The organism is Escherichia sp. E10V5 (genome assembly GCF_004212315.1).
Classification (GTDB): domain Bacteria; phylum Pseudomonadota; class Gammaproteobacteria; order Enterobacterales; family Enterobacteriaceae; genus Escherichia.
The window spans coordinates 194,894-220,037 of record NZ_RHJM01000009.1 but is presented as its reverse complement, the minus strand read 5'-3'; the positions used below and the strand labels follow the sequence as shown (position 1 = coordinate 220,037).

The following is a 25,144-nucleotide window of genomic DNA, read 5'->3' as shown; positions in this document are numbered from 1 at the left end:
TGACTGGCATCAGAAATAAAGTTTCCCTCCTTCCTGCCGATAACGAAACCAACTTGTTTTCAGGAAGGTGCCTTATGATTAACCGTATCCGCGTAGTCACGCTGTTGGTAATGGTGCTGGGGGTATTCGCACTGTTACAGCTTATTTCCGGAAGTCTGTTTTTTTCTTCTCTTCACCATAGCCAGAAAAGTTTTGTGGTTTCCAATCAATTACGGGAGCAGCAAAGCGAGCTGACCTCAACCTGGGATTTAATGCTGCAAACGCGCATTAACCTGAGTCGTTCAGCGGTGCGGATGATGATGGATTCATCCAATCAACAAAGTAACGCTAAAGTTGAATTGCTTGATAGCGCCAGGAAAACATTGGCCCAGGCTGCAATCCATTATAAAAAATTCAAAATCATGGCACCGTTACCTGAAATGGTCGCTACCAGTCGTAATATCGACGAAAAATATAAAAACTATCACACAGCATTAACAGAACTGATTGATTATCTTGATTATGGCAATACCGGAGCCTATTTCGCTCAGCCAACCCAGGGAATGCAAAATGCGATGGGCGAAGCCTTTGCCCAGTACGCCCTCAGTAGTGAAAAACGGTATCAAGATATCGTCACTGACAACGCGGATGATTACCGATTTGCCCAGTGGCAACTGGCGGTTATCGCGCTGGTGGTGGTATTGATTCTGCTGGTGGCGTGGTACGGCATCCGCCGCATGCTACTTAACCCGTTAGCGAAGATCATTTCTCACATCCGGGAAATTGCTGGTGGCAATCTGGCGCATACCCTCAGCATTGCTGGACGCAGCGAAATGGGCGACCTGGCACAGAGCGTTTCACATATGCAACGCTCTCTGACTGACACGGTCAACCATGTGCGAGAAGGTTCAGACGCTATCTATGCTGGTACTCGTGAGATTGCTGCGGGGAATACCGATCTTTCCTCCCGTACTGAACAGCAGGCATCGGCGCTGGAAGAAACGGCCGCCAGCATGGAACAGCTCACAGCAACAGTGAAACAGAACGCCGATAACGCCCGTCAAGCCTCGCAACTGGCGCAAAGTGCCTCCGATACTGCTCAGCATGGTGGCAAAGTCGTGGACGGTGTGGTGAAAACCATGCACGAAATTGCCGACAGTTCGCAGAAAATTGCTGACATTATTAGCGTTATTGATGGCATTGCTTTCCAGACCAATATCCTGGCACTGAACGCGGCTGTTGAAGCCGCCCGAGCAGGGGAACAGGGGCGTGGTTTTGCCGTGGTGGCGGGCGAAGTGCGTAATCTCGCCAGTCGCAGCGCCCAGGCGGCAAAAGAGATCAAAGCGCTGATTGAAGATTCCGCCTCCCGCGTTGATACCGGTTCGGTGCTGGTAGAAAGTGCCGGGGAAACCATGACGAATATTGTCAATGCCGTCACCCGTGTTACCGACATTATGGGCGAGATTGCCTCTGCATCGGATGAACAGAGTCGCGGTATCGATCAAGTGGCGTTGGCAGTGTCGGAAATGGATCGCGTCACCCAACAAAACGCATCGCTGGTGCAGGAGTCTGCCGCGGCGGCGGCGGCCCTTGAAGAGCAGGCCAGCCGTTTAACGCAAGCAGTTTCCACATTCCGTCTGGCTGCAAGCTCGCAAACGATTAAACCACAATCCCGTCCAACCACTGAACAACCACCCGCACAGCCGCGACTGCGTATTACTGAACAAGATCCAAACTGGGAAACATTTTGATGAGTATTTACTCACTCGGTCATTTCAGCCAAATGGATCAGGTGATGCAACAAAACGTCGCACTGGCAGAAGAAGCGGCGGCAACGGCACAACGGGTGAATCAGTGGTTTCCTGAAGTGACTGAGAAGGCGCTATGACATCATCTCTGCCCTGCGGGCAAACGTCTTTATTGTTACAGATGACCGAGCGCCTGGCGCTTTCCGACGCGCATTTTCGGCGGATAAGTCAATTGATCTATCAACGTGCGGGGATAGTCCTGGCGGACCACAAACGCGACATGGTTTACAACCGCCTGGTGCGCCGTTTGCGCTCGCTGGGGCTTGCAGACTTCGGCCATTATCTGAATTTACTGGAATCTAATCAGCACAGCGGCGAGTGGCAGGCGTTTATTAATTCGCTGACCACAAACCTGACGGCATTTTTCCGCGAGGGGCATCATTTCCCATTGCTCGCGGAGCACGCCCGCCACAGCTCTGGCGAGTATCGCGTATGGAGTGCGGCGGCATCGACAGGTGAAGAACCCTACAGCATTGCGATGACGCTGGCGGATACGCTGGGCACCGCGCCCGGACGCTGGAAAGTATTCGCCAGCGATATCGACACCGAAGTGCTGGAGAAAGCCAGAAGCGGCATTTATCGCCATGAAGAGCTGAAAAACCTGACGCCGCAACAACTCCAGCGCTACTTCATGCGCGGTACGGGGCCACACCAAGGGCTGGTGCGTGTGCGTCAGGCACTGGCGAACTCTATCGATTTTTCCCCGCTGAATTTGCTGGCGAAACAGTACGCTGCGCCGGGGCCGTTCGATGCGATCTTCTGTCGTAACGTCATGATCTACTTCGATCAAGCGACCCAGCAGGAGATTTTGCGCCGCTTTGTACCGCTGCTTAAACCCGACGGATTATTGTTTGCGGGTCACTCTGAAAACTTTAGCCACCTTGAGCGCAGCTTCACATTGCGTGGACAGACGGTGTATGCGCTAAGTAAGGATTAACGATGAGCAAAATCAGGGTGTTGTCGGTCGATGACTCGGCACTGATGCGCCAGATAATGACAGAAATCATCAATATTCATAGTGACATGGAAATGGTAGCGACGGCTCCCGATCCGCTGGTCGCGCGTGATTTGATTAAGAAATTCAATCCTGATGTGCTGACGCTGGACGTCGAAATGCCGCGTATGGACGGACTGGATTTCCTCGAAAAATTAATGCGTTTGCGACCGATGCCAGTAGTGATGGTTTCTTCTCTGACTGGCAAAGGTTCCGAAGTCACGCTGCGTGCTCTGGAGTTGGGGGCGATAGATTTTATCACCAAACCGCAACTGGGGATCCGCGAAGGAATGCTGGCGTATAGCGAAATGATTGCCGAAAAGGTGCGTACGGCAGCAAGGGCAAGCCTTACTGCGCATAAACCGTTATCGGCACCGACAACGCTGAAGACCGGACCGCTCTTGAGTTCAGAAAAGCTGATTGCGATTGGCGCCTCAACGGGGGGAACTGAGGCGATTCGTCACGTATTGCAACCGTTGCCGCTTTCCAGCCCGGCACTGTTAATTACCCAGCATATGCCGCCCGGTTTTACCCGCTCTTTTGCCGACAGACTTAATAAGCAGTGCCAAATCGGCGTGAAAGAAGCCGAGGACGGAGAACGCGTCTTGCCGGGGCATGCCTATATCGCCCCGGGCGATCGGCATATGGAACTGGCGCGTAGCGGCGCGAATTATCAAATCAAAATTCACGATGGCCCGGCGGTTAATCGCCATCGGCCATCGGTAGATGTGTTGTTTCATTCTGTGGCCAAACAGGCGGGGCGTAATGCGGTTGGGGTGATTCTGACGGGCATGGGCAACGACGGCGCGACGGGAATGTTAGCAATGCGTCAGGCGGGGGCATGGACTCTTGCGCAAAATGAAGCAAGCAGCGTGGTGTTCGGCATGCCGCGCGAGGCCATCAATATGGGTGGCGTCTGCGAAGTGGTCGATCTTAGCCAGGTAAGCCAGCAAATGCTGGCAAAAATCAGTGCCGGACAGGCGATACGTATTTAAATCAGGAGTGTGAGATGGCGGATAAAGAGCTTAAATTTTTGGTTGTGGATGACTTTTCCACCATGCGACGCATCGTGCGTAACCTGCTGAAAGAGCTTGGATTTAATAATGTTGAGGAAGCGGAGGATGGCACCGATGCTCTCAATAAGTTGCAGGCGGGAGGATATGGTTTTGTTATCTCCGACTGGAATATGCCCAACATGGATGGCCTGGAGTTGCTGAAAACGATTCGTGCTGATGGCGCGATGTCAGCATTGCCGGTGTTAATGGTGACTGCAGAAGCGAAGAAAGAAAACATTATTGCCGCAGCACAAGCGGGGGCCAGTGGCTACGTGGTTAAGCCATTTACCGCCGCGACGCTGGAGGAAAAACTCAACAAAATCTTTGAGAAACTGGGCATGTGAGGATGCGACTATGATGCAACCATCAATTAAACCTGCTGATGAAAATTCTGCTGGCGATATCATTGCGCGCATCGGCAGCCTGACGCGTATGCTGCGCGATAGTCTGCGGGAGCTGGGGCTGGACCAGGCCATTGCAGAAGCGGCGGAAGCCATCCCCGATGCCCGCGATCGTTTGTACTACGTTGTGCAGATGACTGCCCAGGCTGCGGAAAGGGCGCTCAACAGTGTTGAAGCTTCACAACCGCATCAGGATCACATGGAGAAATTAGCAAAAGCGTTAACCCAACGCTGGGATGACTGGTTTGCCGATCCCATTGACCTTGCCGACGCTCGCGAACTGGTGACCGATACACGGCAATTTCTGGCGGATGTGCCGACGCATACCCGTTTTACCAATGCGCAGTTGCTGGAAATCATGATGGCGCAGGATTTTCAGGACCTCACCGGGCAGGTCATTAAACGAATGATGGATGTCATTCAGGAGATTGAACGCCAGTTGCTAATGGTGCTGCTGGAAAATATCCCAGAACAGGATGCACGTCCGAAACGTGAAAGCCAGAGTTTGCTGAATGGACCACAGGTAGATACCAGCAAAGCCGGTGTGGTAGCCAGTCAGGACCAGGTCGACGATTTGTTGGATAGCCTTGGATTTTGATTTGTATTGCCTGATGTGACGCGGCCGCGTCACATCGATCTTCAAGGTTGGATAAGGCGTTTACGCCGTACCCGACAAACATGTCACCATGCCTGATGTGCTGTGGCAAAAGCCCTAAATCCCGCCTTTTTTACCCCTTACTCAAACCATTGAACGCTTTGCGCTCTGGCATCATTCACGCTTATTACTCTTTCCAGGATTGGCGACGTGTCTGACGAGAGCGACGACAAAACAGAAGCCCCCACACCTCACCGACTTGAAAAAGCGCGGGAAGAGGGGCAAATCCCGCGTTCCCGTGAATTAACGTCGCTGCTGATTTTGTTAGTGGGCGTGTGTGTTATCTGGTTTGGCGGTGTGTCGCTGGCTCGTCGATTGTCGGGCATGCTCTCCGCGGGATTGCATTTTGATCACAGTATTATCAATGACCCGAACCTGATCCTCGGGCAGATTATTTTGCTGATCAGAGAAGCCATGCTGGCGCTGCTGCCGCTGATTAGCGGCGTGGTGCTGGTGGCGCTCATTTCTCCGGTGATGCTGGGTGGGCTGGTATTTAGCGGCAAATCCTTGCAGCCGAAGTTTTCCAAACTCAACCCGCTACCGGGCATTAAACGGATGTTCTCGGCACAGACTGGCGCGGAGTTGCTGAAAGCGATACTGAAATCCATCCTGGTCGGCAGTGTGACGGGGTTTTATCTCTGGCACCACTGGCCGCAGATGATGCGCTTAATGGCCGAGTCTCCGATTACCGCCATGGGAAACGCCATGGATCTGGTTGGGCTATGCGCGTTGTTGGTGGTGCTTGGCGTTATTCCGATGGTGGGATTTGACGTCTTTTTCCAAATCTTCAGCCACCTGAAAAAGCTGCGTATGTCACGGCAGGATATTCGTGATGAGTTCAAACAAAGTGAAGGCGACCCTCATGTCAAAGGGCGAATCCGTCAGATGCAGCGAGCTGCGGCGCGGCGGCGGATGATGGCCGATGTGCCGAAAGCGGACGTTATCGTCAATAACCCAACTCACTACTCAGTGGCTTTGCAGTACGACGAAAACAAAATGAGTGCGCCAAAAGTCGTTGCCAAGGGCGCGGGGCTGGTGGCATTACGCATTCGTGAAATAGCCGCTGAAAATAACGTCCCGACCCTCGAAGCGCCTCCGCTGGCGCGTGCGCTGTATCGACATGCTGAAATCGGTCAACAAATACCTGGTCAACTCTATGCCGCCGTGGCGGAAGTGCTGGCCTGGGTCTGGCAACTGAAACGTTGGCGTCTGGCTGGTGGACAGCGCCCTGTACAACCAACTCATCTTCCGGTGCCGGAAGCCCTGGATTTTATTAACGAGAAACCGACCCATGAGTAATCTGGCCGCGATGCTGCGCCTGCCTGCAAATCTGAAATCGACACAATGGCAGATCCTTGCCGGACCGATTTTGATCTTGCTGATTTTGTCGATGATGGTGCTGCCATTGCCTGCATTCATTCTCGACCTGCTGTTTACCTTTAATATCGCGTTGTCGATTATGGTGTTGCTGGTGGCGATGTTTACCCAGCGCACGCTTGAGTTTGCTGCGTTTCCGACCATCCTGTTGTTTACCACGCTGTTGCGTCTGGCACTTAACGTGGCTTCAACCCGTATCATTTTGATGGAAGGGCATACCGGCGCGGCGGCGGCTGGAAAGGTGGTCGAAGCGTTCGGTCACTTCCTCGTTGGTGGCAATTTCGCTATCGGTATCGTGGTGTTCGTCATTCTCGTGATCATCAACTTTATGGTTATCACCAAAGGTGCCGGGCGTATTGCGGAAGTGGGCGCGCGCTTTGTTCTCGATGGTATGCCGGGTAAGCAGATGGCGATTGACGCCGACCTTAACGCCGGATTGATTGGTGAAGATGAAGCGAAAAAACGCCGCTCCGAAGTGACTCAGGAAGCCGATTTTTACGGCTCAATGGACGGGGCAAGTAAGTTTGTTCGCGGCGATGCCATTGCCGGGATCCTCATCATGGTCATTAACGTTGTCGGCGGATTGCTGGTCGGTGTGCTGCAACATGGCATGAGCATGGGACACGCGGCGGAAAGTTATACGCTATTGACCATTGGCGACGGTCTGGTGGCACAAATCCCGGCACTGGTGATTTCTACCGCTGCCGGGGTCATCGTTACGCGTGTCAGCACCGATCAGGATGTTGGCGAGCAGATGGTGAATCAGCTTTTCAGTAACCCAAGCGTTATGTTGTTAAGCGCCGCCGTGCTCGGCTTACTCGGGCTGGTGCCAGGAATGCCGAACCTGGTATTTTTGCTGTTCACGGCGGGATTGCTCGGGCTGGCCTGGTGGATCCGCGGACGCGATCAAAAAGCGCCTGCCGAACCAAAACCGGTAAAAATGGCAGAGAATAATGCTGTAGTCGAAGCAACGTGGAATGATGTGCAACTGGAAGATTCTCTGGGAATGGAAGTGGGCTATCGACTGATCCCGATGGTTGATTTCCAACAAGATGGCGAGTTGCTGGGCCGTATTCGTAGTATTCGTAAAAAATTTGCTCAGGAAATGGGCTTCCTGCCGCCGGTGGTGCACATTCGCGACAATATGGATCTGCAACCGGCCCGTTATCGCATTTTGATGAAAGGCGTAGAGATTGGCAGTGGCGATGCTTATCCGGGGCGCTGGCTGGCAATTAACCCTGGGACCGCTGCCGGGACGTTACCTGGTGAAGCGACCGTCGATCCGGCTTTTGGTCTGAACGCTATCTGGATCGAAAGTGCGCTAAAAGAACAGGCGCAGATTCAGGGGTACACAGTGGTTGAGGCCAGCACAGTGGTGGCAACGCATCTTAACCATCTCATTAGCCAGCACGCCGCAGAGTTGTTTGGTCGCCAGGAGGCGCAACAATTGCTGGATCGCGTCGCCCAGGAGATGCCAAAGCTGACGGAAGATCTCGTTCCTGGCGTCGTCACGCTCACCACGCTACATAAAGTGCTGCAAAATCTGCTCGATGAAAAAGTGCCGATTCGCGATATGCGTACCATTCTTGAAGCGCTGGCGGAGCATGCGCCCATTCAGAGCGATCCGCATGAATTAACCGCCGTCGTGCGCGTGGCGTTGGGACGGGCGATTACCCAGCAGTGGTTTCCCGGCAAAGATGAAGTCCATGTTATTGGCCTCGACACGCCGCTGGAACGTTTGTTACTACAGGCGTTGCAGGGCGGGGGCGGACTGGAACCAGGGCTGGCGGATCGTCTACTGGTGCAAACCCAGGAAGCGCTATCCCGTCAGGAGATGTTGGGTGCGCCGCCTGTATTGTTGGTGAACCACGCGCTGCGACCACTATTGTCTCGCTTCCTGCGCCGCAGCTTGCCGCAGTTAGTGGTGCTGTCGAATCTGGAACTATCTGATAACCGACATATCCGCATGACGGCGACAATTGGCGGTAAATGATGAGAACTTTATTGGCTATGCTGTTGTTTCCGGTGATTGCGCAAGCCGCCGGGGAGGGGATGTGGCAGGCAAGTAGTGTCGGAATTACGCTCAATCATCGCGGTGAGTCGATGTCTTCTGCGCCTCTTTCTTCGCGACAACCTGTTTCAGGATTGGTGACGCTGGTGGCGTGGCGTTATCAGCTTATCGGTTCGACCCCCGCGGGACTGCGGGTACGTTTATGCTCACAATCTCGTTGTGTCGAATTAGAGGGGCAGAGCGGAACCACCGTGGCCTTTTCCGGTATAGCGGCAGCAGAACCATTGCGCTTTATCTGGGAAGTGCCTGGCGGTGGGCGGTTAATTCCGCCGCTGAAAGTACAACGTAATGAAGTGATTGTGAATTATCGGCGGTGATAAAAAAGCCGATGTCCGTAACTGCGACATCGGCCTTTGACACATAACGCGATTACATACGCTCTACAGTCTCAATACCCAGCGTATCCAGACCCAGCTTCAGCGTCTTCGCCGTCAGTTGTGCCAGTTTCAGACGGCTGTTACGCACTTCTTCGTTTTCTGCGCTGAGGATCGGGCAGTGCTCGTAGAAGCCAGAGAACAGACCAGCCAGATCGTACAGGTAAGCACACATCACGTGCGGCGTGCCTTCACGGGCAACCACGGTGAGGGTTTCTTCAAACTGCAGCAGACGAGCAGCCAGTTGCGCTTCACGATCTTCACGGATGATTACCGGAGCTGAAGCCAGTTGCTCTTCGTTAATTTCTGCTTTACGGAACACAGACAAAACACGCGTGTAAGCATACTGCATGTATGGCGCGGTATTACCCTCAAACGCCAGCATGTTGTCCCAGTCGAAGATGTAGTCGGTAGTGCGGTTTTTGGAGAGATCCGCGTATTTCACCGCGCCGATACCCACCGCATTGGCCAGTTTTTCCAGCTCGTCAGCTGGCATATCCGGGTTCTTTTCTGCCACCAGACGACGTGCGCGCTCCAGGGCTTCATCCAGCAGATCGGCCAGTTTCACCGTACCGCCCGCGCGGGTTTTGAACGGTTTGCCGTCTTTGCCCAGCATCATGCCGAACATGTGGTGTTCCAGCGGTACGGATTCCGGCACATAGCCTGCTTTGCGGACGATCGCCCATGCCTGCATCAGGTGTTGATGCTGACGGGAGTCGATGTAATACAGCACGCGATCGGCATGCAGTGTTTCATAACGATATTTCGCACAGGCGATATCAGTAGTGGTGTATAGATAGCCGCCATCTTTCTTCTGAATGATTACGCCCATCGGTTCGCCTTCCTTGTTTTTGAACTCATCAAGGAATACGACGGTTGCGCCTTCGCTTTCTACTGCCAGACCTTTGGCTTTCAGGTCCGCTACGATACCCGGCAGCATCGGGTTGTAGAGGCTTTCGCCCATCACGTCATCGCGGGTCAGCGTCACGTTCAGACGATCGTAGGTGATCTGGTTCTGCGTCATGGTGATGTCGACCAGTTTGCGCCACATCTCGCGGAAGTATTCGTCACCGCTTTGCAGTTTTACCACGTAGTTACGTGCGCGCTCGGCGAACTCTTCATCTTCATCGTAATGCTTTTTCGCATCGCGGTAGAAACCTTCAAGGTCAGCCAGTTCCATTTCACCGGCGTTTTCTTGTTGCTGTTTTTCCAGCCACGCAATCAGCATACCGAACTGAGTACCCCAGTCGCCGACGTGGTTTGCGCGAATCACTTTGTGACCGAGGAACTCCAGAGTACGCACTGCCGCGTCACCAATAATGGTAGAGCGCAGGTGACCTACGTGCATCTCTTTCGCCACGTTCGGTGCGGAGTAGTCAACCACAATGGTCTGTTTTTCTGGCGTAGCAACACCGAGACGATCTGACGCCAGCGCCTGCTGAACATGTTCAGCCAGGAATGCCGGATCAAGGAAAATGTTGATAAAGCCTGGACCGGCGATCTCAACTTTGCTGGCGATACCGTTAAGATCCAGATGAGTCAGCACCTGCTCTGCTAATTGTCGCGGTGCCATACCCAGTTTTTTAGCAACTGCCATCATGCCGTTAGCCTGATAGTCGCCGAACTGAACTTTTGCTGACTGACGAACCTGCGGTTCGCAATCCGCAGGCGCGCCTGCCGCAATCATGGCCTGACGGACTTTTTCTGAGAGAAGAGCCTGAATATTCACCGGAATACCTTACATTGATGAAGCGAGCAAAAATTGCCCGCACCAGTTAAAGAAATTAGGGCGGGAGTATACTGCAAATGGCTGTTTTCGTCAGCAACGTGCGCGCGGCGCATTGCCGTTTTTACTATTGCATCGGGTACTGCACGAAATCAGCGGTTGGTTGGCGCAGGGCAACAGGGTAAATTAGCGCTTTTACTGAAAGACGAAGAGTGATTATGGCGAACTGGCAATCTATCGACGAGCTGCAGGATATTGCATCGGATTTACCGCGATTTACCCACGCATTAGATGAACTTTCCCGCCGTCTGGGGCTGGATATCACTCCGCTGACTGCCGATCACATTTCTTTGCGTTGCCATCAAAACGCCACCGCTGAACGCTGGCGTCGCGGGTTTGAACAGTGCGGTGAACTCCTGTCAGAAAATATGATCAATGGCAGGCCGATTTGTCTGTTTAAATTGCATGAGCCGGTACAGGTTGCTCACTGGCAGTTTTCCATTGTTGAGCTACCGTGGCCTGGGGAAAAACGTTACCCGCACGAAGGTTGGGAACATATTGAAATCGTTCTGCCGGGCGAGCCAGAAACGCTGAATGCCCGTGCGCTGGCGTTGCTTTCTGATGAAGGACTCAGCCTGCCGGGGATCTCAGTTAAAACCAGTTCGCCAAAAGGTGAGCATGAGCGATTACCGAATCCGACGCTGGCGGTCACCGATGGCAGAACAACCATTAAGTTTCATCCGTGGTCCATTGAAGAGATCGTCGCCAGCGAGCAGTCGGCGTAATTAAGGAGCAAAAATGGCATTACTGGAAATTTGCTGTTACAGCATGGAGTGCGCACTAACGGCGCAGCAAAATGGCGCTGACAGAATTGAATTGTGTGCGGCACCGAAAGAAGGGGGCTTAACGCCGTCGCTGGGCGTGCTTAAATCCGTGCGCCAGCAGATAACGATTCCCGTACATCCGATCATCCGCCCGCGCGGTGGTGATTTTTGCTACAGCGACGGCGAGTTTGCCGCCATTCTTGAGGATGTTCGTACTGTCCGCGAATTAGGCTTTCCGGGACTGGTGACGGGCGTTCTCGATGTTGACGGTAATGTCGATATGCTACGAATGGAAAAAATAATGTCTGCTGCCGGTCCGTTGGCCGTTACTTTTCATCGTGCCTTCGATATGTGTGCTAACCCATTAAATACAATGAATAATCTTGCGCAATTGGGCATTGCCCGGGTACTGACTTCCGGGCAAAAATCAGACGCTCTGCAAGGTTTATCAAAAATTATGGAACTTATTGCCTATGGTGATACTCCAATCATCATGGCCGGAGCAGGAGTTCGCGCAGAAAACCTGCACCACTTCCTCGATGCCGGAGTGCTGGAAGTCCATAGCTCCGCGGGAGCGTGGCAAGCCTCACCGATGCGTTATCGTAATCAAGGATTGTCCATGTCATCAGATGCACACGCGGACGAGTATTCGCGTTATGTCGTAGACGGGGCGGCGGTTGCTGAAATGAAAGGAATCATTGAACGCCATCAGGCCAAATGATTTTTACCGTTGCATCATGTCGCCCAATATGATGCTTGCTCGTACCAGGCCCCTGCAATTTCAACAGGGGCCTTTTTTTATTCCCTGGCAGTATAAAAAACGAACGATTGCTGTGATATGTAGAACGGGTGACAGTGCGCATAGCGTTGTGCTTAAAATGTTTTATATATTCACATTAATTATGTTATTTAAATTACTAAAACTGACAAATATATATTATAAATAACGGCTGGGTTATTCTTTCGCAATTAATGATTACATTGTAATAAATCATATTCTTTATCGATTATTTCAGGCAGTGTTGTGCCGAATTAAGCAAGTAGTCAATTCGTTGTGTATTTATTTATACAATGATTTCGGTGTCCTGGAATTTAATTAGAGGAATCTATGCGAGGGAAAAAACGCATTGGGTTATTTTTTCTGCTGATAGCGGTTGTGGTTGGTGGCGGCGGGTTATTGCTTGCGCAAAAAGCCTTACATAAAACGTCGGATACAGCATTTTGTCTTTCCTGCCACTCGATGAGTAAACCTTTTGAGGAATATCAGGGAACTGTCCACTTTGCGAACCAGAAAGGTATACGTGCGGAATGTGCCGATTGCCATATTCCAAAGTCAGGGATGGATTATTTATTTGCCAAATTAAAAGCATCTAAAGATATTTATCATGAATTTGTTAGCGGCAAAATAGACAGTGACGATAAGTTCGAAGCGCATCGTCAGGAAATGGCCGAAACAGTATGGAAAGAATTAAAAGCATCGGATTCTGCAACGTGCCGTAGTTGCCATTCTTTTGATGCGATGGATATTGCCTCGCAAAGTGAATCTGCGCAGAAAATGCATACCAAAGCGCAAAAGGAGGGTGAAACGTGTATTGATTGTCATAAAGGAATTGCCCATTTCCCGCCAGAAATAAAAATGGATGACAACGCGGCGCATGAACTGGAAAGTCAGGCTGCCACTTCTGTGACCAATGGCGCACATATTTATCCTTTCAAACCTTCCCACATAGGCGAACTAGCCACTGTGAATCCTGGTACCGATCTCACCGTCGTTGATGCCAGTGGCAAACAGCCGATCGTTCTGTTGCAGGGTTATCAAATGCAGGGCAGTGAAAACACGCTCTACCTGGCGGCAGGTCAACGTCTGGCGCTAGCCACATTAAGTGATGAAGGTATCAAGGCGCTAACGGTAAACGGGGAATGGCAGGCTGACGAATACGGTAATCAATGGCGTCAGGCGTCATTACAAGGGGCGCTAATCGATCCCGTATTAGCGGATCGTAAACCGTTATGGCAATACGCTGAAAAACTCGATGACACCTATTGTGCTGGCTGCCATGCGCCTATTGCCGCTGACCATTACACCGTCAATGCCTGGCCCTCTATCGCCAAAGGAATGGGGGCGCGAACCAGCATGAGCGAAAACGAACTGGACATTTTGACGCGGTACTTCCAGTACAACGCCAAAGATATTACCGAAAAACAGTGATCCTCGTAGATCAGGGAGGAAGTTATGACATTAACAAGACGTGAGTTTATTAAACATAGCGGTATTGCTGCCGGGGCGCTGGTGGTGACATCGGCTACGCCGTTACCCGCATGGGCAGAAGAGAAGGGCGGAAAAATCCTCACCGCGGGTCGTTGGGGAGCGATGAACGTAGAAGTGAAGGACGGTAAGATTGTTTCTTCGACAGGCGCGCTGGCGAAGACTATCCCGAACTCGTTACAGTCTACGGCGGCGGATCAGGTACACACTACGGCGCGTATTCAGCATCCGATGGTGAGAAAAAGTTATCTCGACAATCCACTGCAACCGGCAAAAGGTCGTGGCGAAGACAGTTACGTTCAGGTGAGCTGGGAACAGGCATTAAAACTGATTCATGAGCAACACGATCGCATCCGCAAGGCCAACGGTCCTTCGGCCATTTTTGCAGGGGCTTACGGCTGGCGTTCATCAGGGGTGCTGCATAAAGCGCAAACGCTGATGCAACGTTATATGAATCTGGCGGGGGGATATTCCGGGCATAGTGGCGATTACTCTACCGGGGCTGCGCAGGTGATCATGCCGCACGTTGTCGGTTCTGTGGAGGTCTATGAACAGCAGACTTCCTGGCCGCTGATTCTGGAAAACAGTCAGGTGGTGGTGTTGTGGGGCATGAACCCGCTGAATACCTTAAAAATTGCCTGGAGCAGTACCGATGAGCAAGGGCTGGAATACTTCCATCAGCTGAAAAAATCGGGCAAACCAGTGATTGCCATCGACCCTATCCGTTCCGAAACAATCGAGTTCTTTGGCGATAACGCGACCTGGATTGCGCCGAATATGGGGACCGACGTGGCGCTGATGTTAGGCATCGCGCATACCCTGATGACACAAGGTAAGCACGATAAAGCCTTCCTTGAGAAATACACTACCGGGTATCCGCAGTTTGAAGAGTATCTGATCGGCAAGAATGATAATACGCCGAAGAGCGCGGCCTGGGCGGCAGAAATTACTGGTGTACCGGAAGCGCAGATTGTCAAACTTGCAGAACTGATGGCGGCGAATCGCACGATGCTGATGGCTGGTTGGGGGATCCAACGCCAGCAATACGGTGAACAGAAACACTGGATGCTGGTGACGCTGGCGGCGATGTTAGGGCAAATTGGTACACCGGGCGGCGGTTTTGGATTCTCTTATCATTACTCCAACGGTGGCAACCCGACGCGAGTTGGCGGCGTACTGCCAGAAATGTCTGCGGCGATTGCCGGACAGGCAAGTGAGGAAGCTGATGATGGCGGAATGACCGCGATTCCGGTCGCCCGTATTGTCGATGCGCTGGAAAATCCTGGCGGGAAATATCAGCACAACGGTAAAGAGCAAACGTACCCAAATATCAAAATGATCTGGTGGGCGGGTGGCGGTAACTTTACCCATCACCAGGATACTAATCGTCTGATCAAAGCATGGCAGAAACCGGAGATGATCGTCGTTTCTGAATGCTACTGGACCGCAGCAGCCAAACACGCAGATATCGTATTACCGATCACCACATCGTTTGAGCGCAATGACCTGACGATGACCGGTGATTACAGCAACCAGCATATTGTGCCGATGAAGCAAGCTGTCGCTCCGCAATTTGAAGCGCGTAACGATTTTGACGTGTTTGCCGATCTTGCGGAATTACTGAAACCTGGAGGAAAAGAGATCTATACCGAAGGTAAAGATGAAATGGCGTGGCTAAAATTTTTCTATGATGCCGCTCAGAAAGGTGCGCGTGCGCAACGCGTGACTATGCCAATGTTTAATGCCTTCTGGCAGCAAAATAAACTGCTTGAAATGCGCCGCAGCGAGAAGAACGAGCAATATGTTCGCTATGGCGATTTCCGCGCCGATCCGGTGAAAAACGCGCTGGGTACACCAAGTGGCAAAATTGAAATCTACTCAAAAACACTGGAAAAATTTGGCTATAAGGATTGCCCGGCACACCCGACCTGGCTGGCTCCTGATGAATGGAAAGGTACCGCCGACGAGAAGCAGTTGCAGCTTCTGACCGCGCATCCGGCACATCGTCTACACAGTCAGCTTAACTATGCGGAGCTGCGTAAAAAATATGCGGTTGCCGATCGTGAGCCGATCACAATTCACACCGAAGATGCAGCTCGGTTTGGTATTGCAAATGGCGATCTGGTCCGTGTCTGGAATAAACGTGGTCAGATCCTGACAGGCGCTGTGGTGACTGACGGGATCAAAAAAGGCGTTGTATGCGTGCATGAAGGTGCATGGCCGGATCTGGAAAATGGCTTGTGTAAAAACGGCAGTGCGAACGTGTTAACGGCGGATATCCCCAGCTCGCAGCTGGCGAATGCCTGTGCCGGTAACTCTGCGCTGGTGTATATCGAAAAATATACGGGCAATGCGCCGAAGTTAACGGCGTTTGATCAGCCAGCTATTCAGGCATAAGACGTGAAAAGCGCCCGGAAATGGGTGCTGAGGTTATGCAAACGCAAAACTGCCTGATGCGCTATGCTTATCAGGCCTACATAGTCCCTGCAATATATTGAATTAGCAAGGTTTTGTAGGCCGGATAAGGCATTCACGCCGCATCCGGCAGTAATACCAGACCTTTACGGCTTGCGCGCAATCAGTACCGCGCGTTTAGGCGCAGGATAACCTTCCACCGTTTTACCCGGATCATGTGAATCAAGAAAATCTGCCAGCGATTCGGTGACCATCCACTCGGTACGACGCTGCTCTTCTGTAGTGGTGACGCTCACATCCGCAATGCGAATATCAACAAAACCACACTTCTTCAGCCAGTTTTTCAGCGCCAGCGCGGAAGGGATGAAATAGACATTACGCATTTGCGCGTAACGATCGCCTGGTACCAGCACCGTGTTTTCGTCGCCATCAATAACCAGCGTTTCAAGCACCAGTTCACCCTCATTCACCAGTTGATCTTTCAACTGCCACAGATGTTCCAGCGGTGAACGACGATGATAAAGCACGCCCATCGAAAAGACGGTATCAAAGGCTTTCAGTGCCGGAAGTTGTTCAATCCCTAACGGCAGCAGATGCGCCCGTTGGTCGTTACCCAACAGTTTACGCACTGCTTCAAACTGGCAGAGGAATAGTTGCGTAGGGTCGATACCCACCGCAAGGTGTGCGCCTGCGCCAATCATGCGCCACATGTGATAGCCGCTGCCGCAGCCGACATCAAGAATGGTGCGCCCGGTTAAATCAGAAAGATGGGGCAGAACACGATCCCATTTCCAGTCGGAACGCCACTCGGTATCGATGTTGACGCCATACAGTGAGAACGGCCCTTTGCGCCACGGCATCAGGTTGCGCATCAGAGTCTCAATGCGCTTAATCTGCCCGGCGCTGAGTGGCTCTTCGCTTTCCGCTGTCACGCTATGCAGTAAATCAAGACGATACGGTTTAATTTTAGGCAGAAATTCCACCGCGTTGGACCACTGTTTAAACAGACCGTGCTGCTGCTCGCGCTGCCAGTTAGCAATCTGCGCGGGCAGCGTTTCGAGCCAGTGTGAAAGATGATTTTTGGCAATCAGAGAATAAAAGTTACCAAAGTCGATCATGCAGCGTCCTCTGCTTTTAATGCCACCAGTGAACCAAAATTAAAGCACTGGAACCACAGCTCGCTATGCTCAAAACCGGCTTTATGCAGGCGTGCCTTGTGGGTTTCCACGGAATCGGTCAGCATGACGTTTTCTAACATGCTGCGCTTCTGGCTGATTTCCAGCTCGCTGTAGCCGTTGGCACGTTTAAAATCGTGGTGCATGTTGAACAGCAGTTCACCAACTTTGGCATCTTCGAAACTAAATTTTTCCGAAAGCACCAGCGCGCCGCCCGGGTTTAGCCCTTGATAAATTTTATCCAGTAACGCCTGGCGCTCGGAAGGTTCCAGGAATTGCAGGGTAAAATTCAGTACCACCATCGACGCGTTTTCAATGGCAATATCACGAATATCACCTTCAATAACATCAACAGGCGTAGGCGCTTTATAGGCGTCGATATGACGGCGGCAGCGTTCAATCATTGCCGGGGAATTGTCGATGGCGATAATTTTACAATTATCATGATGAATGTTGCGACGCACTGAGAGCGTCGCCGCGCCCAAAGAACAGCCCAGATCGTAAATCTGCGTACCCGGTTGAACGAAGCGTTCAGCTAACATACCAATCATTGAAATAATATTGGAGTAGCCGGGAACGGAACGTTGGATCATATCCGGGAAGACTTCAGCTACCCGTTCATCAAAGGTCCAGTCGCCCAGTCTGGCGATAGGGGCAGAAAATAGCGTGTCGCGGTGAGACATAACGTAAAAATCCGGGAAAAAGAAAGTGGCGTATTGTGCGCTAACGTAGGGAGAAAACCAACTCCCAGGGCATATACCAAAGATTCGCCAGCACCATCAGCAATAGCGCACACCAGGTGGCGCTCATACCAGAACGTCGCCAGCGAAACAGACGGTGATGGAAACCGTAATAATGCATCAGACGACCAGCGAGCAAAACGAGGCCGCAAATATGCACCATCCAGGTTTCAGCACCATTCATTTCCATAAATAGCATCAATACAATCGCGATGGGAATATATTCCACCGCATTGCCATGAATACGAATAGCGCTTTGTAGTTCGCTAAAACCGCCGTCGCCATAGGCAACGCGATACTGCATTCGCAGGCGAACAACATCAAAAGAGAACTTCATTAATAACAACGCACCTAAAACGGCATACAGCGCGCTTACCATACAAACTCCCTTTAAAATGGCCGATGGCACTTGTCTATGATAGGTGGCAAATTCAGAAAAGAGAAGATTGCTGTGGAATAGCCGGGACTGCTCCGATCTCTGGAAGCATTTTACGTAAGTCTTCCCACAGTGTATGTACCAGCTCCGGTGCCTGGGCAATATCTGGCGTGTGCAGAAAAAGATAAGGCGTGGTGCTCTGCTGCCACTGCGCTAATTTCTGTAACCAGACCTGAAATAATTCCCTGTTTTGCGCCATATCATCGCTGCCGATAAAACGGATCAGCGGATTTGTCGCCGTTAGTACGGCATGTACCGGAACCTTCGGTTTCTTCCGTTGAGCGTCGCGTATGGCTTCATTATGCGGACGTGCAGCATGAACTGGACGGCTATCTAAAATCACCCGATTAACGGCGCGCTGATGCAAACCGCGATTAAGGGCTTGTTCCGCTTCCCCTTTGGCGAAAAACAACGGATGACGCACTTCCACGCCATAGGGAAACTCGTCGGGAAGAGTACCGAGAAAATGCCAAAGCGCAGGCAAATCCTGTGGGCCGAAGGTGGCAGGCAGTTGCAGCCAGTATTGCCCAATGCGCGGAGCCAGCGGTGACATACGGGTCAAAAATTCACTGGTTAAATCATCGCAATGACGCAACGCTGCCTGATGCGAAATGGTCGCCGGAAACTTAAAACAGAAGCGGAAGTCATCTGTGGTCTGCTCCCGCCAGCGCAGGACAACCTCGGGTTTCGGCAGGGCGTATAGCGTGGTGTTGCCCTCCACGCAATTAAAGTAGCGGGCATACTCTTCCAGGCTGGTTATCCCCAGACGCACCCATTTAGGATGCGACCATTGCGGCAGACCGATATAAATCATAACGCGTTGAGGATCTCTTCCACGCTGCGCACACGGGCGATGCGTGGATAGATATGGTTGATGCTGTTATGGTGCTGCTCGGCACTGGCGGCGCTACAGGCATCTTCGGCAATCACCAGATTAAAACCGAGTTCCCAGGCATTGCGGGCGGTGGACTCAACGCCGATATTGGTCGAGATCCCACATAACACTATTGTATCGATACCTCGGCGGCGTAATTGCAACTCCAGATCCGTACCGTAAAACGCACCCCATTGACGTTTGATGATTTCGATATCGCTGTCGGTTGCACCTAATGCAGCAGGATGTTGCCACCAATTTTCGGGCAACACTTTGGCCGGTGAGGGCGCATCGACCGGCTGTTTTAATGCTTCAGCATAATCGGCAGACCAGCCAACACGCACCAGAAACACGGGCTGACCGCTCGCGCGAAATTTCGCCGCCAGTTTTCCTGCGCGATTCACCACGTCTTCGGCAGTATGCGGACCACCGGCAAAAGGCAAGATGCCTTCCTGTAAATCAATCACCACTAGCGCTGTGGTTTTGGCATTAAGTTCAAGCATGATCACTCCAGATAAAACAAAATCGTGCCTCTCACCTTAATGCGATTAGCCGATGGCGGAACGACAAATTTTGTTAATTTTTATGAGTTCGGGCAACACCTTTATAGCAAACTGGCGTAGAGTCTGATTTCAGGCCCGACATAAAGTGGTAACGAGGCGTTCCAGCGCGGGCCAGGCTCTTACGGTGCGGCAGAATTTCCAGTATAATAGCCGCCTTTTTTCATTCAGTTGTGACATACAGCTAACGCTGCGACTCAGGTCACCTGCACAGCAGGGGACATCCGCCAGCAGCTAAGTTAAGGGATATCTCATGCGTACAGAATATTGTGGACAGCTCCGTTTGTCCCACGTGGGGCAGCAGGTGACTCTGTGTGGTTGGGTCAACCGTCGTCGTGATCTTGGTAGCTTGATCTTTATCGATATGCGCGACCGCGAAGGTATCGTGCAGGTATTTTTCGATCCGGATCGTGCGGACGCGTTAAAGCTGGCCTCTGAACTGCGTAATGAGTTCTGCATTCAGGTCACGGGCACCGTACGTGCGCGTGACGAAAAAAATATCAACCGCGATATGGCGACTGGCGAAATCGAAGTGCTGGCTTCCTCGCTGACCATCATCAACCGCGCAGACGTTCTGCCGCTTGACTCCAACCACGTCAACACCGAAGAAGCGCGTCTGAAGTACCGCTATCTTGACCTGCGTCGCCCGGAAATGGCTCAGCGCCTGAAAACCCGTGCGAAAATCACCAGTCTGGTGCGTCGTTTTATGGACGACCACGGTTTCCTCGACATCGAAACTCCGATGCTGACTAAAGCCACGCCGGAAGGCGCGCGTGACTACCTGGTGCCTTCTCGTGTGCACAAAGGTAAATTCTACGCGCTGCCGCAATCCCCGCAGTTGTTCAAACAGCTGCTGATGATGTCCGGTTTTGACCGCTACTATCAGATCGTTAAATGCTTCCGTGACGAAGACCTGCGCGCTGATCGTCAGCCTGAATTTACTCAGATCGATGTGGAAACTTCTTTCATGACCGCGCCGCAAGTGCGTGAAGTGATGGAAGCGCTGGTGCGTCATTTGTGGCTGGAAGTGAAGGGCATTGACCTGGGCGATTTCCCGGTAATGACCTTTGCGGAAGCTGAACGCCGTTACGGTTCTGATAAACCGGATCTGCGCAACCCGATGGAACTGACCGACGTTGCCGATCTGCTGAAATCCGTTGAGTTTGCAGTATTTGCAGGTCCAGCGAACGATCCGAAAGGCCGTGTTGCCGCTCTGCGTGTTCCGGGTGGCGCATCGCTGACCCGTAAGCAGATCGACGAATACGGTAACTTCGTTAAAATCTACGGCGCGAAAGGTCTGGCTTACATCAAAGTTAACGAACGCGCGAAAGGTCTGGAAGGTATCAACAGCCCGGTAGCGAAGTTCCTTAATGCGGAAATCATCGAAGCCATCCTGGATCGTACTGCCGCGCAAGATGGCGATATGATTTTCTTCGGTGCCGACAACAAGAAAATTGTTGCCGACGCGATGGGCGCACTACGTCTGAAAGTGGGTAAAGACCTTGGCCTGACCGACGAAAGCAAATGGGCACCGCTGTGGGTTATCGACTTCCCGATGTTTGAAGACGACGGTGAAGGCGGCCTGACGGCAATGCACCATCCGTTCACCGCGCCGAAAGACATGACGGCGGCAGAACTGAAAGCTGCACCGGAAAATGCGGTGGCGAATGCTTACGATATGGTCATCAATGGTTACGAAGTGGGCGGTGGTTCAGTGCGTATCCATAATGGTGATATGCAGCAGACGGTGTTTGGCATTCTGGGGATCACCGAAGAGGAACAGCGCGAGAAATTCGGCTTCCTGCTCGACGCCCTGAAATACGGTACTCCGCCGCACGCAGGTCTGGCATTTGGTCTTGACCGTCTGACCATGCTGCTGACTGGCACCGACAACATCCGTGACGTTATCGCCTTCCCGAAAACCACGGCGGCAGCGTGTCTGATGACTGAAGCACCGAGCTTTGCTAACCCGACTGCACTGGCTGAGCTGAGCATTCAGGTTGTGAAGAAGGCAGAGAATAACTGATATGACTCAAATACACGAAATCATTCGCGTTGCATCGAGGCGGCAACTGAGTGAACTCCCATGAGCATAGATAACTATGTGAATGGGATGAGCGAAGGCAGTCAACGAAGAGGCAGCGTGAAGGATAAAGTGTATAAGCGCCCCGTTTCGATCTTAGTGGTCATCTATGCACAAGATACGAAACGGGTGCTGATGTTGCAGCGGCGTGACGATCCCGATTTCTGGCAGTCGGTAACTGGCAGCGTGGAAGAGGGGGAAACCGCGCCGCAAGCTGCCATGCGCGAAGTAAAGGAAGAGGTCACCATTGATGTTGTCGCTGAACAACTGACCTTAATTGACTGTCAGCGCACGGTAGAGTTTGAAATTTTTTCACATTTACGTCATCGCTATGCGCCGGGCGTGACGCGCAATACGGAATCATGGTTCTGTCTTGCGCTCCCGCACGAGCGCCAGATTGTTTTCACTGAACATCTGGCTTACAAGTGGCTTGATGCGCCTGCTGCGGCGGCGCTCACTAAGTCATGGAGCAACCGGCAGGCGATTGAACAGTTTGTTATTAACGCTGCCTGAACAGGCAGGGCTATCTGGAGATATTTTTATGGCAGGTCATAGTAAATGGGCCAACACCAGACATCGTAAAGCTGCGCAGGATGCTAAGCGCGGTAAAATCTTCACTAAAATCATTCGTGAGCTGGTAACCGCGGCTAAGCTGGGCGGTGGCGATCCGGACGCTAACCCGCGTCTGCGTGCAGCAATTGATAAAGCACTGTCTAACAACATGACCCGTGACACCCTGAACCGCGCAATTGCACGTGGTGTGGGCGGTGATGATGATGCAAACATGGAAACCATCATCTACGAAGGTTACGGCCCTGGCGGCACGGCAATCATGATTGAATGTCTGTCTGACAACCGCAACCGTACCGTTGCTGAAGTGCGTCACGCATTCAGCAAATGTGGCGGTAACCTCGGTACTGACGGTTCCGTAGCCTATCTGTTCAGCAAAAAAGGCGTGATCTCCTTCGAGAAAGGCGACGAAGACACGATCATGGAAGCAGCACTGGAAGCAGGTGCTGAAGACGTTGTGACCTATGATGACGGCGCGATTGACGTCTACACTGCATGGGAAGAGATGGGTAAAGTACGCGACGCTCTGGAAGCGGCAGGTCTGAAAGCAGACAGCGCAGAAGTTTCTATGATCCCGTCAACCAAAGCCGATATGGATGCAGAAACGGCACCGAAACTGATGCGTCTGATCGATATGCTGGAAGACTGTGACGACGTGCAGGAAGTTTACCATAACGGTGAGATCTCTGATGAGGTTGCAGCGACCCTCTGATGAGGCCGGCTAAACAACAAAACGGAGACGCGTGATGTCTATTATTCTCGGTATTGACCCGGGTTCGCGCGTTACCGGCTACGGTGTTATCCGTCAGGTGGGCAGGCAACTGTCCTACCTGGGTAGCGGATGCATACGCACCAAAGTGGATGATTTACCGTCTCGTCTGAAACTGATCTATGCGGGCGTGACGGAAATCATCACCCAGTTCCAGCCCGATTATTTCGCAATCGAACAAGTCTTTATGGCGAAGAACGCTGACTCTGCCCTGAAACTGGGGCAGGCACGAGGCGTGGCGATTGTGGCAGCGGTGAATCAGGAATTGCCGGTGTTTGAATATGCTGCGCGTCAGGTGAAGCAAACAGTGGTGGGCATTGGTAGCGCCGAAAAAAGCCAGGTGCAGCATATGGTGCGTACCTTGCTGAAATTACCTGCTAATCCACAGGCGGATGCCGCCGATGCGCTGGCGATTGCCATCACCCACTGCCATGTCAGCCAGAATGCGATGCAGATGAGCGAATCGCGGCTGAACCTGGCGAGAGGGCGACTGCGCTAAATTATCACGCTTCAGTCAGTTCAGGCTGAGGCGTTTCTACTCCCTCCGCATGAATCAACATTAGACTCGGATGATGCCACAAACTCGCTGGCGTAACCGTTTTACGATCCCACGGAATAGAACCTAAGAACCAGAATTTCCAGAAAGTGAGTTTTGCATTCGGATTGCTATTTAACAGTTCTCCAAATGTCTCTATTTCACCCACCGGAATACATAGCGCCTCTTTATAAATATCAAAGACAAATTTTGAACAGAACTGGCGTGAAGATTCGTATTTAAAACCGGTGTGGTAGAGTTTGCGTAGCCGGGAGGGAACCTGTTCAACAATTCGTTGTTTTTGTTGTTCTGTTAGCCCTGCGTCTAATCGCTTTATAGCATAGCGTTGATTAGAAGAACGTTTAATAAAACGGGATAGCGTGGTGATGGTTGAAAGGGGAACCCGGCTTTCTGCAACCAGGAAGTCTTCACCGTTATGACCGATAATGATCCCGACGTGATTACTCCAGCAATTTGATGCTGCTGATATTTGACCAAATAAGGCAGCACCTATACATGTAAAGACGATATCACCAATTTCATATTCAGCAGGGTAATTAATATTCACGTTGTCATTCCATTGAAATAAATATGAATACACGTAATAACATAAAAAAGTTTATTTTTCAGGAGTCGAAATGTATATTTTTTTACGCATTAACTCACTGAATATGTAATATTCAAATATTTGCTTCCAATATAACCTGTAGAATAAATTATACTGCGCCATTTTTCAGATCATCGGGACGCCTCGCAAGTTTTCTTCATCCTTCGCTGGATATCTATCCAGCATTTTTTTATCATACAGCATTATCTTTGATTCATTACGCAGGAGCGTCATGTGATAGGCAGACTCAGAGGCATCATCATTGAAAAACAACCCCCGCTGGTGTTAATTGAAGTGGGCGGCGTAGGCTATGAAGTGCATATGCCGATGACCTGTTTTTATGAGCTCCCTGAAGCGGGTCAGGAAGCGATCGTTTTCACCCACTTTGTGGTGCGTGAAGACGCGCAACTACTGTACGGTTTTAACAATAAACAAGAGCGCACGTTGTTCAAAGAGTTGATCAAAACCAACGGCGTCGGCCCCAAGTTGGCACTGGCGATCCTCTCCGGAATGTCAGCGCAGCAGTTCGTTAATGCCGTTGAGCGTGAAGAAGTGGGGGCACTGGTGAAACTGCCGGGTATTGGCAAAAAAACCGCCGAGCGTTTAATTGTCGAAATGAAAGACCGATTTAAAGGTTTGCATGGCGATCTGTTTACCCCGGCCGCCGATCTGGTGCTCACGTCGCCTGCCAGCCCGGCAACCGATGATGCTGAACAGGAAGCGGTTGCTGCGCTGGTGGCACTGGGCTATAAACCACAAGAAGCCAGCCGGATGGTGAGCAAAATTGCTCGCCCTGACGCCAGCAGTGAAACATTAATTCGCGAAGCTCTGCGCGCCGCGTTATGAGGTA

25 protein-coding genes are annotated in these 25,144 nt (G+C 51.7%); 18 read left to right on the top strand and 7 right to left on the bottom strand.

Annotated elements, in window-relative coordinates; all coding sequences use genetic code 11:
- The first annotated feature begins 74 nt into the window (after positions 1–74).
- The 9 genes from tar (at position 75) to flhe (ending at position 8,657) form a co-directional block, all read left to right on the top strand.
- Positions 75–1,730, top strand: a complete 1,656-nt coding sequence (gene tar / locus D9738_RS08010) for a methyl-accepting chemotaxis protein II (RefSeq protein WP_130259920.1) — start codon at positions 75–77, stop codon at positions 1,728–1,730.
- Positions 1,730–1,867, top strand: coding sequence for a hypothetical protein (locus tag D9738_RS24720; RefSeq protein ID WP_165383289.1), 138 nt, complete (start codon positions 1,730–1,732; stop codon positions 1,865–1,867). Before tar ends, D9738_RS24720 begins: the two co-directional genes overlap by 1 nt.
- The gene (gene cheR / locus D9738_RS08005; RefSeq protein ID WP_130259919.1) at positions 1,864–2,724 is read left to right on the top strand and encodes a protein-glutamate O-methyltransferase CheR; all 861 of its coding nucleotides are present in this window, start codon (positions 1,864–1,866) and stop codon (positions 2,722–2,724) included. Before D9738_RS24720 ends, cheR begins: the two co-directional genes overlap by 4 nt.
- A 2-nt stretch (positions 2,725–2,726) precedes the next feature.
- On the top strand, positions 2,727–3,776 hold the full coding sequence (gene cheB / locus D9738_RS08000; protein ID WP_130259918.1) for a protein-glutamate methylesterase/protein glutamine deamidase: 1,050 nt from the start codon (positions 2,727–2,729) through the stop codon (positions 3,774–3,776).
- Between the two features lie 14 nt (positions 3,777–3,790).
- Positions 3,791–4,180 carry a chemotaxis response regulator CheY gene (gene cheY / locus D9738_RS07995; protein ID WP_130259917.1) on the top strand — a complete coding sequence of 130 codons (390 nt, stop codon included), beginning with the start codon at positions 3,791–3,793 and terminating at the stop codon, positions 4,178–4,180.
- A 10-nt stretch (positions 4,181–4,190) separates the two neighbouring features.
- The gene (gene cheZ / locus D9738_RS07990; RefSeq protein WP_130259916.1) at positions 4,191–4,835 is read left to right on the top strand and encodes a protein phosphatase CheZ; all 645 of its coding nucleotides are present in this window, start codon (positions 4,191–4,193) and stop codon (positions 4,833–4,835) included.
- 207 nt (positions 4,836–5,042) lie between these two features.
- Positions 5,043–6,191, top strand: coding sequence for a flagellar biosynthesis protein FlhB (gene flhB / locus D9738_RS07985; protein ID WP_130208511.1), 1,149 nt, complete (start codon positions 5,043–5,045; stop codon positions 6,189–6,191).
- Positions 6,184–8,262 (top strand): flagellar biosynthesis protein FlhA, encoded by a 2,079-nt coding sequence (flhA, locus tag D9738_RS07980; protein WP_130259915.1) that lies wholly within the window; start codon positions 6,184–6,186, stop codon positions 8,260–8,262. Before flhB ends, flhA begins: the two co-directional genes overlap by 8 nt.
- Positions 8,262–8,657 (top strand): flagellar protein FlhE, encoded by a 396-nt coding sequence (flhe, locus tag D9738_RS07975; protein WP_165383327.1) that lies wholly within the window; start codon positions 8,262–8,264, stop codon positions 8,655–8,657. The genes flhA and flhe overlap by 1 nt, the downstream gene beginning before the upstream one ends.
- 52 nt (positions 8,658–8,709) lie before the next feature.
- Here the strand turns inward: flhe and argS are convergent, their stop codons facing one another.
- Positions 8,710–10,443: an arginine--tRNA ligase gene (argS, locus tag D9738_RS07970; RefSeq protein ID WP_130208507.1), complete on the bottom strand. Its 1,734-nt coding sequence runs from the start codon at positions 10,441–10,443 to the stop codon at positions 8,710–8,712.
- A 215-nt stretch (positions 10,444–10,658) separates the two neighbouring features.
- On the opposite strand from argS, the gene D9738_RS07965 reads away from it, so the two are divergent.
- The 4 genes from D9738_RS07965 (at position 10,659) to torZ (ending at position 15,927) form a co-directional block, all read left to right on the top strand.
- A complete protein-coding gene (locus D9738_RS07965) occupies positions 10,659–11,225 on the top strand; it encodes a VOC family protein (RefSeq protein ID WP_130208505.1) in 567 nt (188 codons plus the stop codon).
- Between the two features lie 13 nt (positions 11,226–11,238).
- Positions 11,239–11,985, top strand: coding sequence for a copper homeostasis protein CutC (gene cutC, locus D9738_RS07960; protein ID WP_130259913.1), 747 nt, complete (start codon positions 11,239–11,241; stop codon positions 11,983–11,985).
- Between the two features lie 387 nt (positions 11,986–12,372).
- The gene (locus D9738_RS07955; RefSeq protein ID WP_130208501.1) at positions 12,373–13,473 is read left to right on the top strand and encodes a NapC/NirT family cytochrome c; all 1,101 of its coding nucleotides are present in this window, start codon (positions 12,373–12,375) and stop codon (positions 13,471–13,473) included.
- Positions 13,474–13,497: 24 nt separating this feature from the next.
- Complete coding sequence (torZ, locus tag D9738_RS07950; protein WP_130259912.1) at positions 13,498–15,927, top strand: trimethylamine N-oxide reductase TorZ; 2,430 nt, start codon at positions 13,498–13,500, stop codon at positions 15,925–15,927.
- Positions 15,928–16,091: 164 nt separating this feature from the next.
- Here the strand turns inward: torZ and cmoB are convergent, their stop codons facing one another.
- Genes cmoB through D9738_RS07925 form a run of 5 tightly spaced genes read right to left on the bottom strand, consistent with a single transcriptional unit; the run spans position 16,092 to position 19,673 of the window.
- Positions 16,092–17,063: a tRNA 5-methoxyuridine(34)/uridine 5-oxyacetic acid(34) synthase CmoB gene (gene cmoB / locus D9738_RS07945; protein WP_130259911.1), complete on the bottom strand. Its 972-nt coding sequence runs from the start codon at positions 17,061–17,063 to the stop codon at positions 16,092–16,094.
- Positions 17,060–17,803, bottom strand: coding sequence for a carboxy-S-adenosyl-L-methionine synthase CmoA (cmoA, locus tag D9738_RS07940; protein WP_130208500.1), 744 nt, complete (start codon positions 17,801–17,803; stop codon positions 17,060–17,062). Before cmoA ends, cmoB begins: the two co-directional genes overlap by 4 nt.
- 40 nt (positions 17,804–17,843) lie before the next feature.
- Positions 17,844–18,239: an MAPEG family protein gene (locus D9738_RS07935; RefSeq protein ID WP_130208499.1), complete on the bottom strand. Its 396-nt coding sequence runs from the start codon at positions 18,237–18,239 to the stop codon at positions 17,844–17,846.
- 52 nt (positions 18,240–18,291) lie between these two features.
- Positions 18,292–19,110 (bottom strand): DUF72 domain-containing protein, encoded by an 819-nt coding sequence (locus D9738_RS07930; RefSeq protein WP_130259910.1) that lies wholly within the window; start codon positions 19,108–19,110, stop codon positions 18,292–18,294.
- On the bottom strand, positions 19,107–19,673 hold the full coding sequence (locus D9738_RS07925; protein WP_130259909.1) for a hydrolase: 567 nt from the start codon (positions 19,671–19,673) through the stop codon (positions 19,107–19,109). Before D9738_RS07925 ends, D9738_RS07930 begins: the two co-directional genes overlap by 4 nt.
- Positions 19,674–19,983: 310 nt before the next feature.
- Here D9738_RS07925 and aspS point away from each other — a divergent pair, with 310 nt between their 5' ends.
- From aspS to ruvC, 4 genes are all read left to right on the top strand, one after another.
- Positions 19,984–21,756: an aspartate--tRNA ligase gene (gene aspS / locus D9738_RS07920; protein WP_130208496.1), complete on the top strand. Its 1,773-nt coding sequence runs from the start codon at positions 19,984–19,986 to the stop codon at positions 21,754–21,756.
- A 117-nt stretch (positions 21,757–21,873) separates the two neighbouring features.
- The gene (gene nudB / locus D9738_RS07915) at positions 21,874–22,326 is read left to right on the top strand and encodes a dihydroneopterin triphosphate diphosphatase (protein ID WP_001300367.1); all 453 of its coding nucleotides are present in this window, start codon (positions 21,874–21,876) and stop codon (positions 22,324–22,326) included.
- A 28-nt stretch (positions 22,327–22,354) separates the two neighbouring features.
- On the top strand, positions 22,355–23,095 hold the full coding sequence (locus D9738_RS07910) for a YebC/PmpR family DNA-binding transcriptional regulator (protein WP_000907234.1): 741 nt from the start codon (positions 22,355–22,357) through the stop codon (positions 23,093–23,095).
- 34 nt (positions 23,096–23,129) lie between these two features.
- On the top strand, positions 23,130–23,651 hold the full coding sequence (gene ruvC, locus D9738_RS07905) for a crossover junction endodeoxyribonuclease RuvC (RefSeq protein ID WP_010350951.1): 522 nt from the start codon (positions 23,130–23,132) through the stop codon (positions 23,649–23,651).
- Positions 23,652–23,655: 4 nt separating this feature from the next.
- Here the strand turns inward: ruvC and D9738_RS07900 are convergent, their stop codons facing one another.
- Positions 23,656–24,255: a YebB family permuted papain-like enzyme gene (locus D9738_RS07900; protein WP_130218702.1), complete on the bottom strand. Its 600-nt coding sequence runs from the start codon at positions 24,253–24,255 to the stop codon at positions 23,656–23,658.
- A 273-nt stretch (positions 24,256–24,528) separates the two neighbouring features.
- Between D9738_RS07900 and ruvA the strand changes: the two genes are divergently transcribed.
- The gene (gene ruvA / locus D9738_RS07895) at positions 24,529–25,140 is read left to right on the top strand and encodes a Holliday junction branch migration protein RuvA (RefSeq protein ID WP_000580323.1); all 612 of its coding nucleotides are present in this window, start codon (positions 24,529–24,531) and stop codon (positions 25,138–25,140) included.
- The last annotated feature ends 4 nt before the right edge of the window (positions 25,141–25,144 follow it).

What these genes read in the sequence shown, in the direction of transcription:
- tar (WP_130259920.1), top strand. Translation starts at nt 75, where the DNA reads ATGATTAACCGTATCCGCGTAGTCACGCTGTTGGTAATGGTGCTGGGG.
- D9738_RS24720 (WP_165383289.1), top strand. Translation starts at nt 1,730, where the DNA reads ATGAGTATTTACTCACTCGGTCATTTCAGCCAAATGGATCAGGTGATG.
- cheR (WP_130259919.1), top strand. Translation starts at nt 1,864, where the DNA reads ATGACATCATCTCTGCCCTGCGGGCAAACGTCTTTATTGTTACAGATG.
- cheB (WP_130259918.1), top strand. Translation starts at nt 2,727, where the DNA reads ATGAGCAAAATCAGGGTGTTGTCGGTCGATGACTCGGCACTGATGCGC.
- cheY (WP_130259917.1), top strand. Translation starts at nt 3,791, where the DNA reads ATGGCGGATAAAGAGCTTAAATTTTTGGTTGTGGATGACTTTTCCACC.
- cheZ (WP_130259916.1), top strand. Translation starts at nt 4,191, where the DNA reads ATGATGCAACCATCAATTAAACCTGCTGATGAAAATTCTGCTGGCGAT.
- flhA (WP_130259915.1), top strand. Translation starts at nt 6,184, where the DNA reads ATGAGTAATCTGGCCGCGATGCTGCGCCTGCCTGCAAATCTGAAATCG.
- flhe (WP_165383327.1), top strand. Translation starts at nt 8,262, where the DNA reads ATGAGAACTTTATTGGCTATGCTGTTGTTTCCGGTGATTGCGCAAGCC.
- D9738_RS07965 (WP_130208505.1), top strand. Translation starts at nt 10,659, where the DNA reads ATGGCGAACTGGCAATCTATCGACGAGCTGCAGGATATTGCATCGGAT.
- cutC (WP_130259913.1), top strand. Translation starts at nt 11,239, where the DNA reads ATGGCATTACTGGAAATTTGCTGTTACAGCATGGAGTGCGCACTAACG.
- D9738_RS07955 (WP_130208501.1), top strand. Translation starts at nt 12,373, where the DNA reads ATGCGAGGGAAAAAACGCATTGGGTTATTTTTTCTGCTGATAGCGGTT.
- torZ (WP_130259912.1), top strand. Translation starts at nt 13,498, where the DNA reads ATGACATTAACAAGACGTGAGTTTATTAAACATAGCGGTATTGCTGCC.
- cmoB (WP_130259911.1), bottom strand. Translation starts at nt 17,063, where the DNA reads ATGATCGACTTTGGTAACTTTTATTCTCTGATTGCCAAAAATCATCTT.
- cmoA (WP_130208500.1), bottom strand. Translation starts at nt 17,803, where the DNA reads ATGTCTCACCGCGACACGCTATTTTCTGCCCCTATCGCCAGACTGGGC.
- D9738_RS07935 (WP_130208499.1), bottom strand. Translation starts at nt 18,239, where the DNA reads ATGGTAAGCGCGCTGTATGCCGTTTTAGGTGCGTTGTTATTAATGAAG.
- D9738_RS07930 (WP_130259910.1), bottom strand. Translation starts at nt 19,110, where the DNA reads ATGATTTATATCGGTCTGCCGCAATGGTCGCATCCTAAATGGGTGCGT.
- D9738_RS07925 (WP_130259909.1), bottom strand. Translation starts at nt 19,673, where the DNA reads ATGCTTGAACTTAATGCCAAAACCACAGCGCTAGTGGTGATTGATTTA.
- aspS (WP_130208496.1), top strand. Translation starts at nt 19,984, where the DNA reads ATGCGTACAGAATATTGTGGACAGCTCCGTTTGTCCCACGTGGGGCAG.
- D9738_RS07910 (WP_000907234.1), top strand. Translation starts at nt 22,355, where the DNA reads ATGGCAGGTCATAGTAAATGGGCCAACACCAGACATCGTAAAGCTGCG.
- ruvC (WP_010350951.1), top strand. Translation starts at nt 23,130, where the DNA reads ATGTCTATTATTCTCGGTATTGACCCGGGTTCGCGCGTTACCGGCTAC.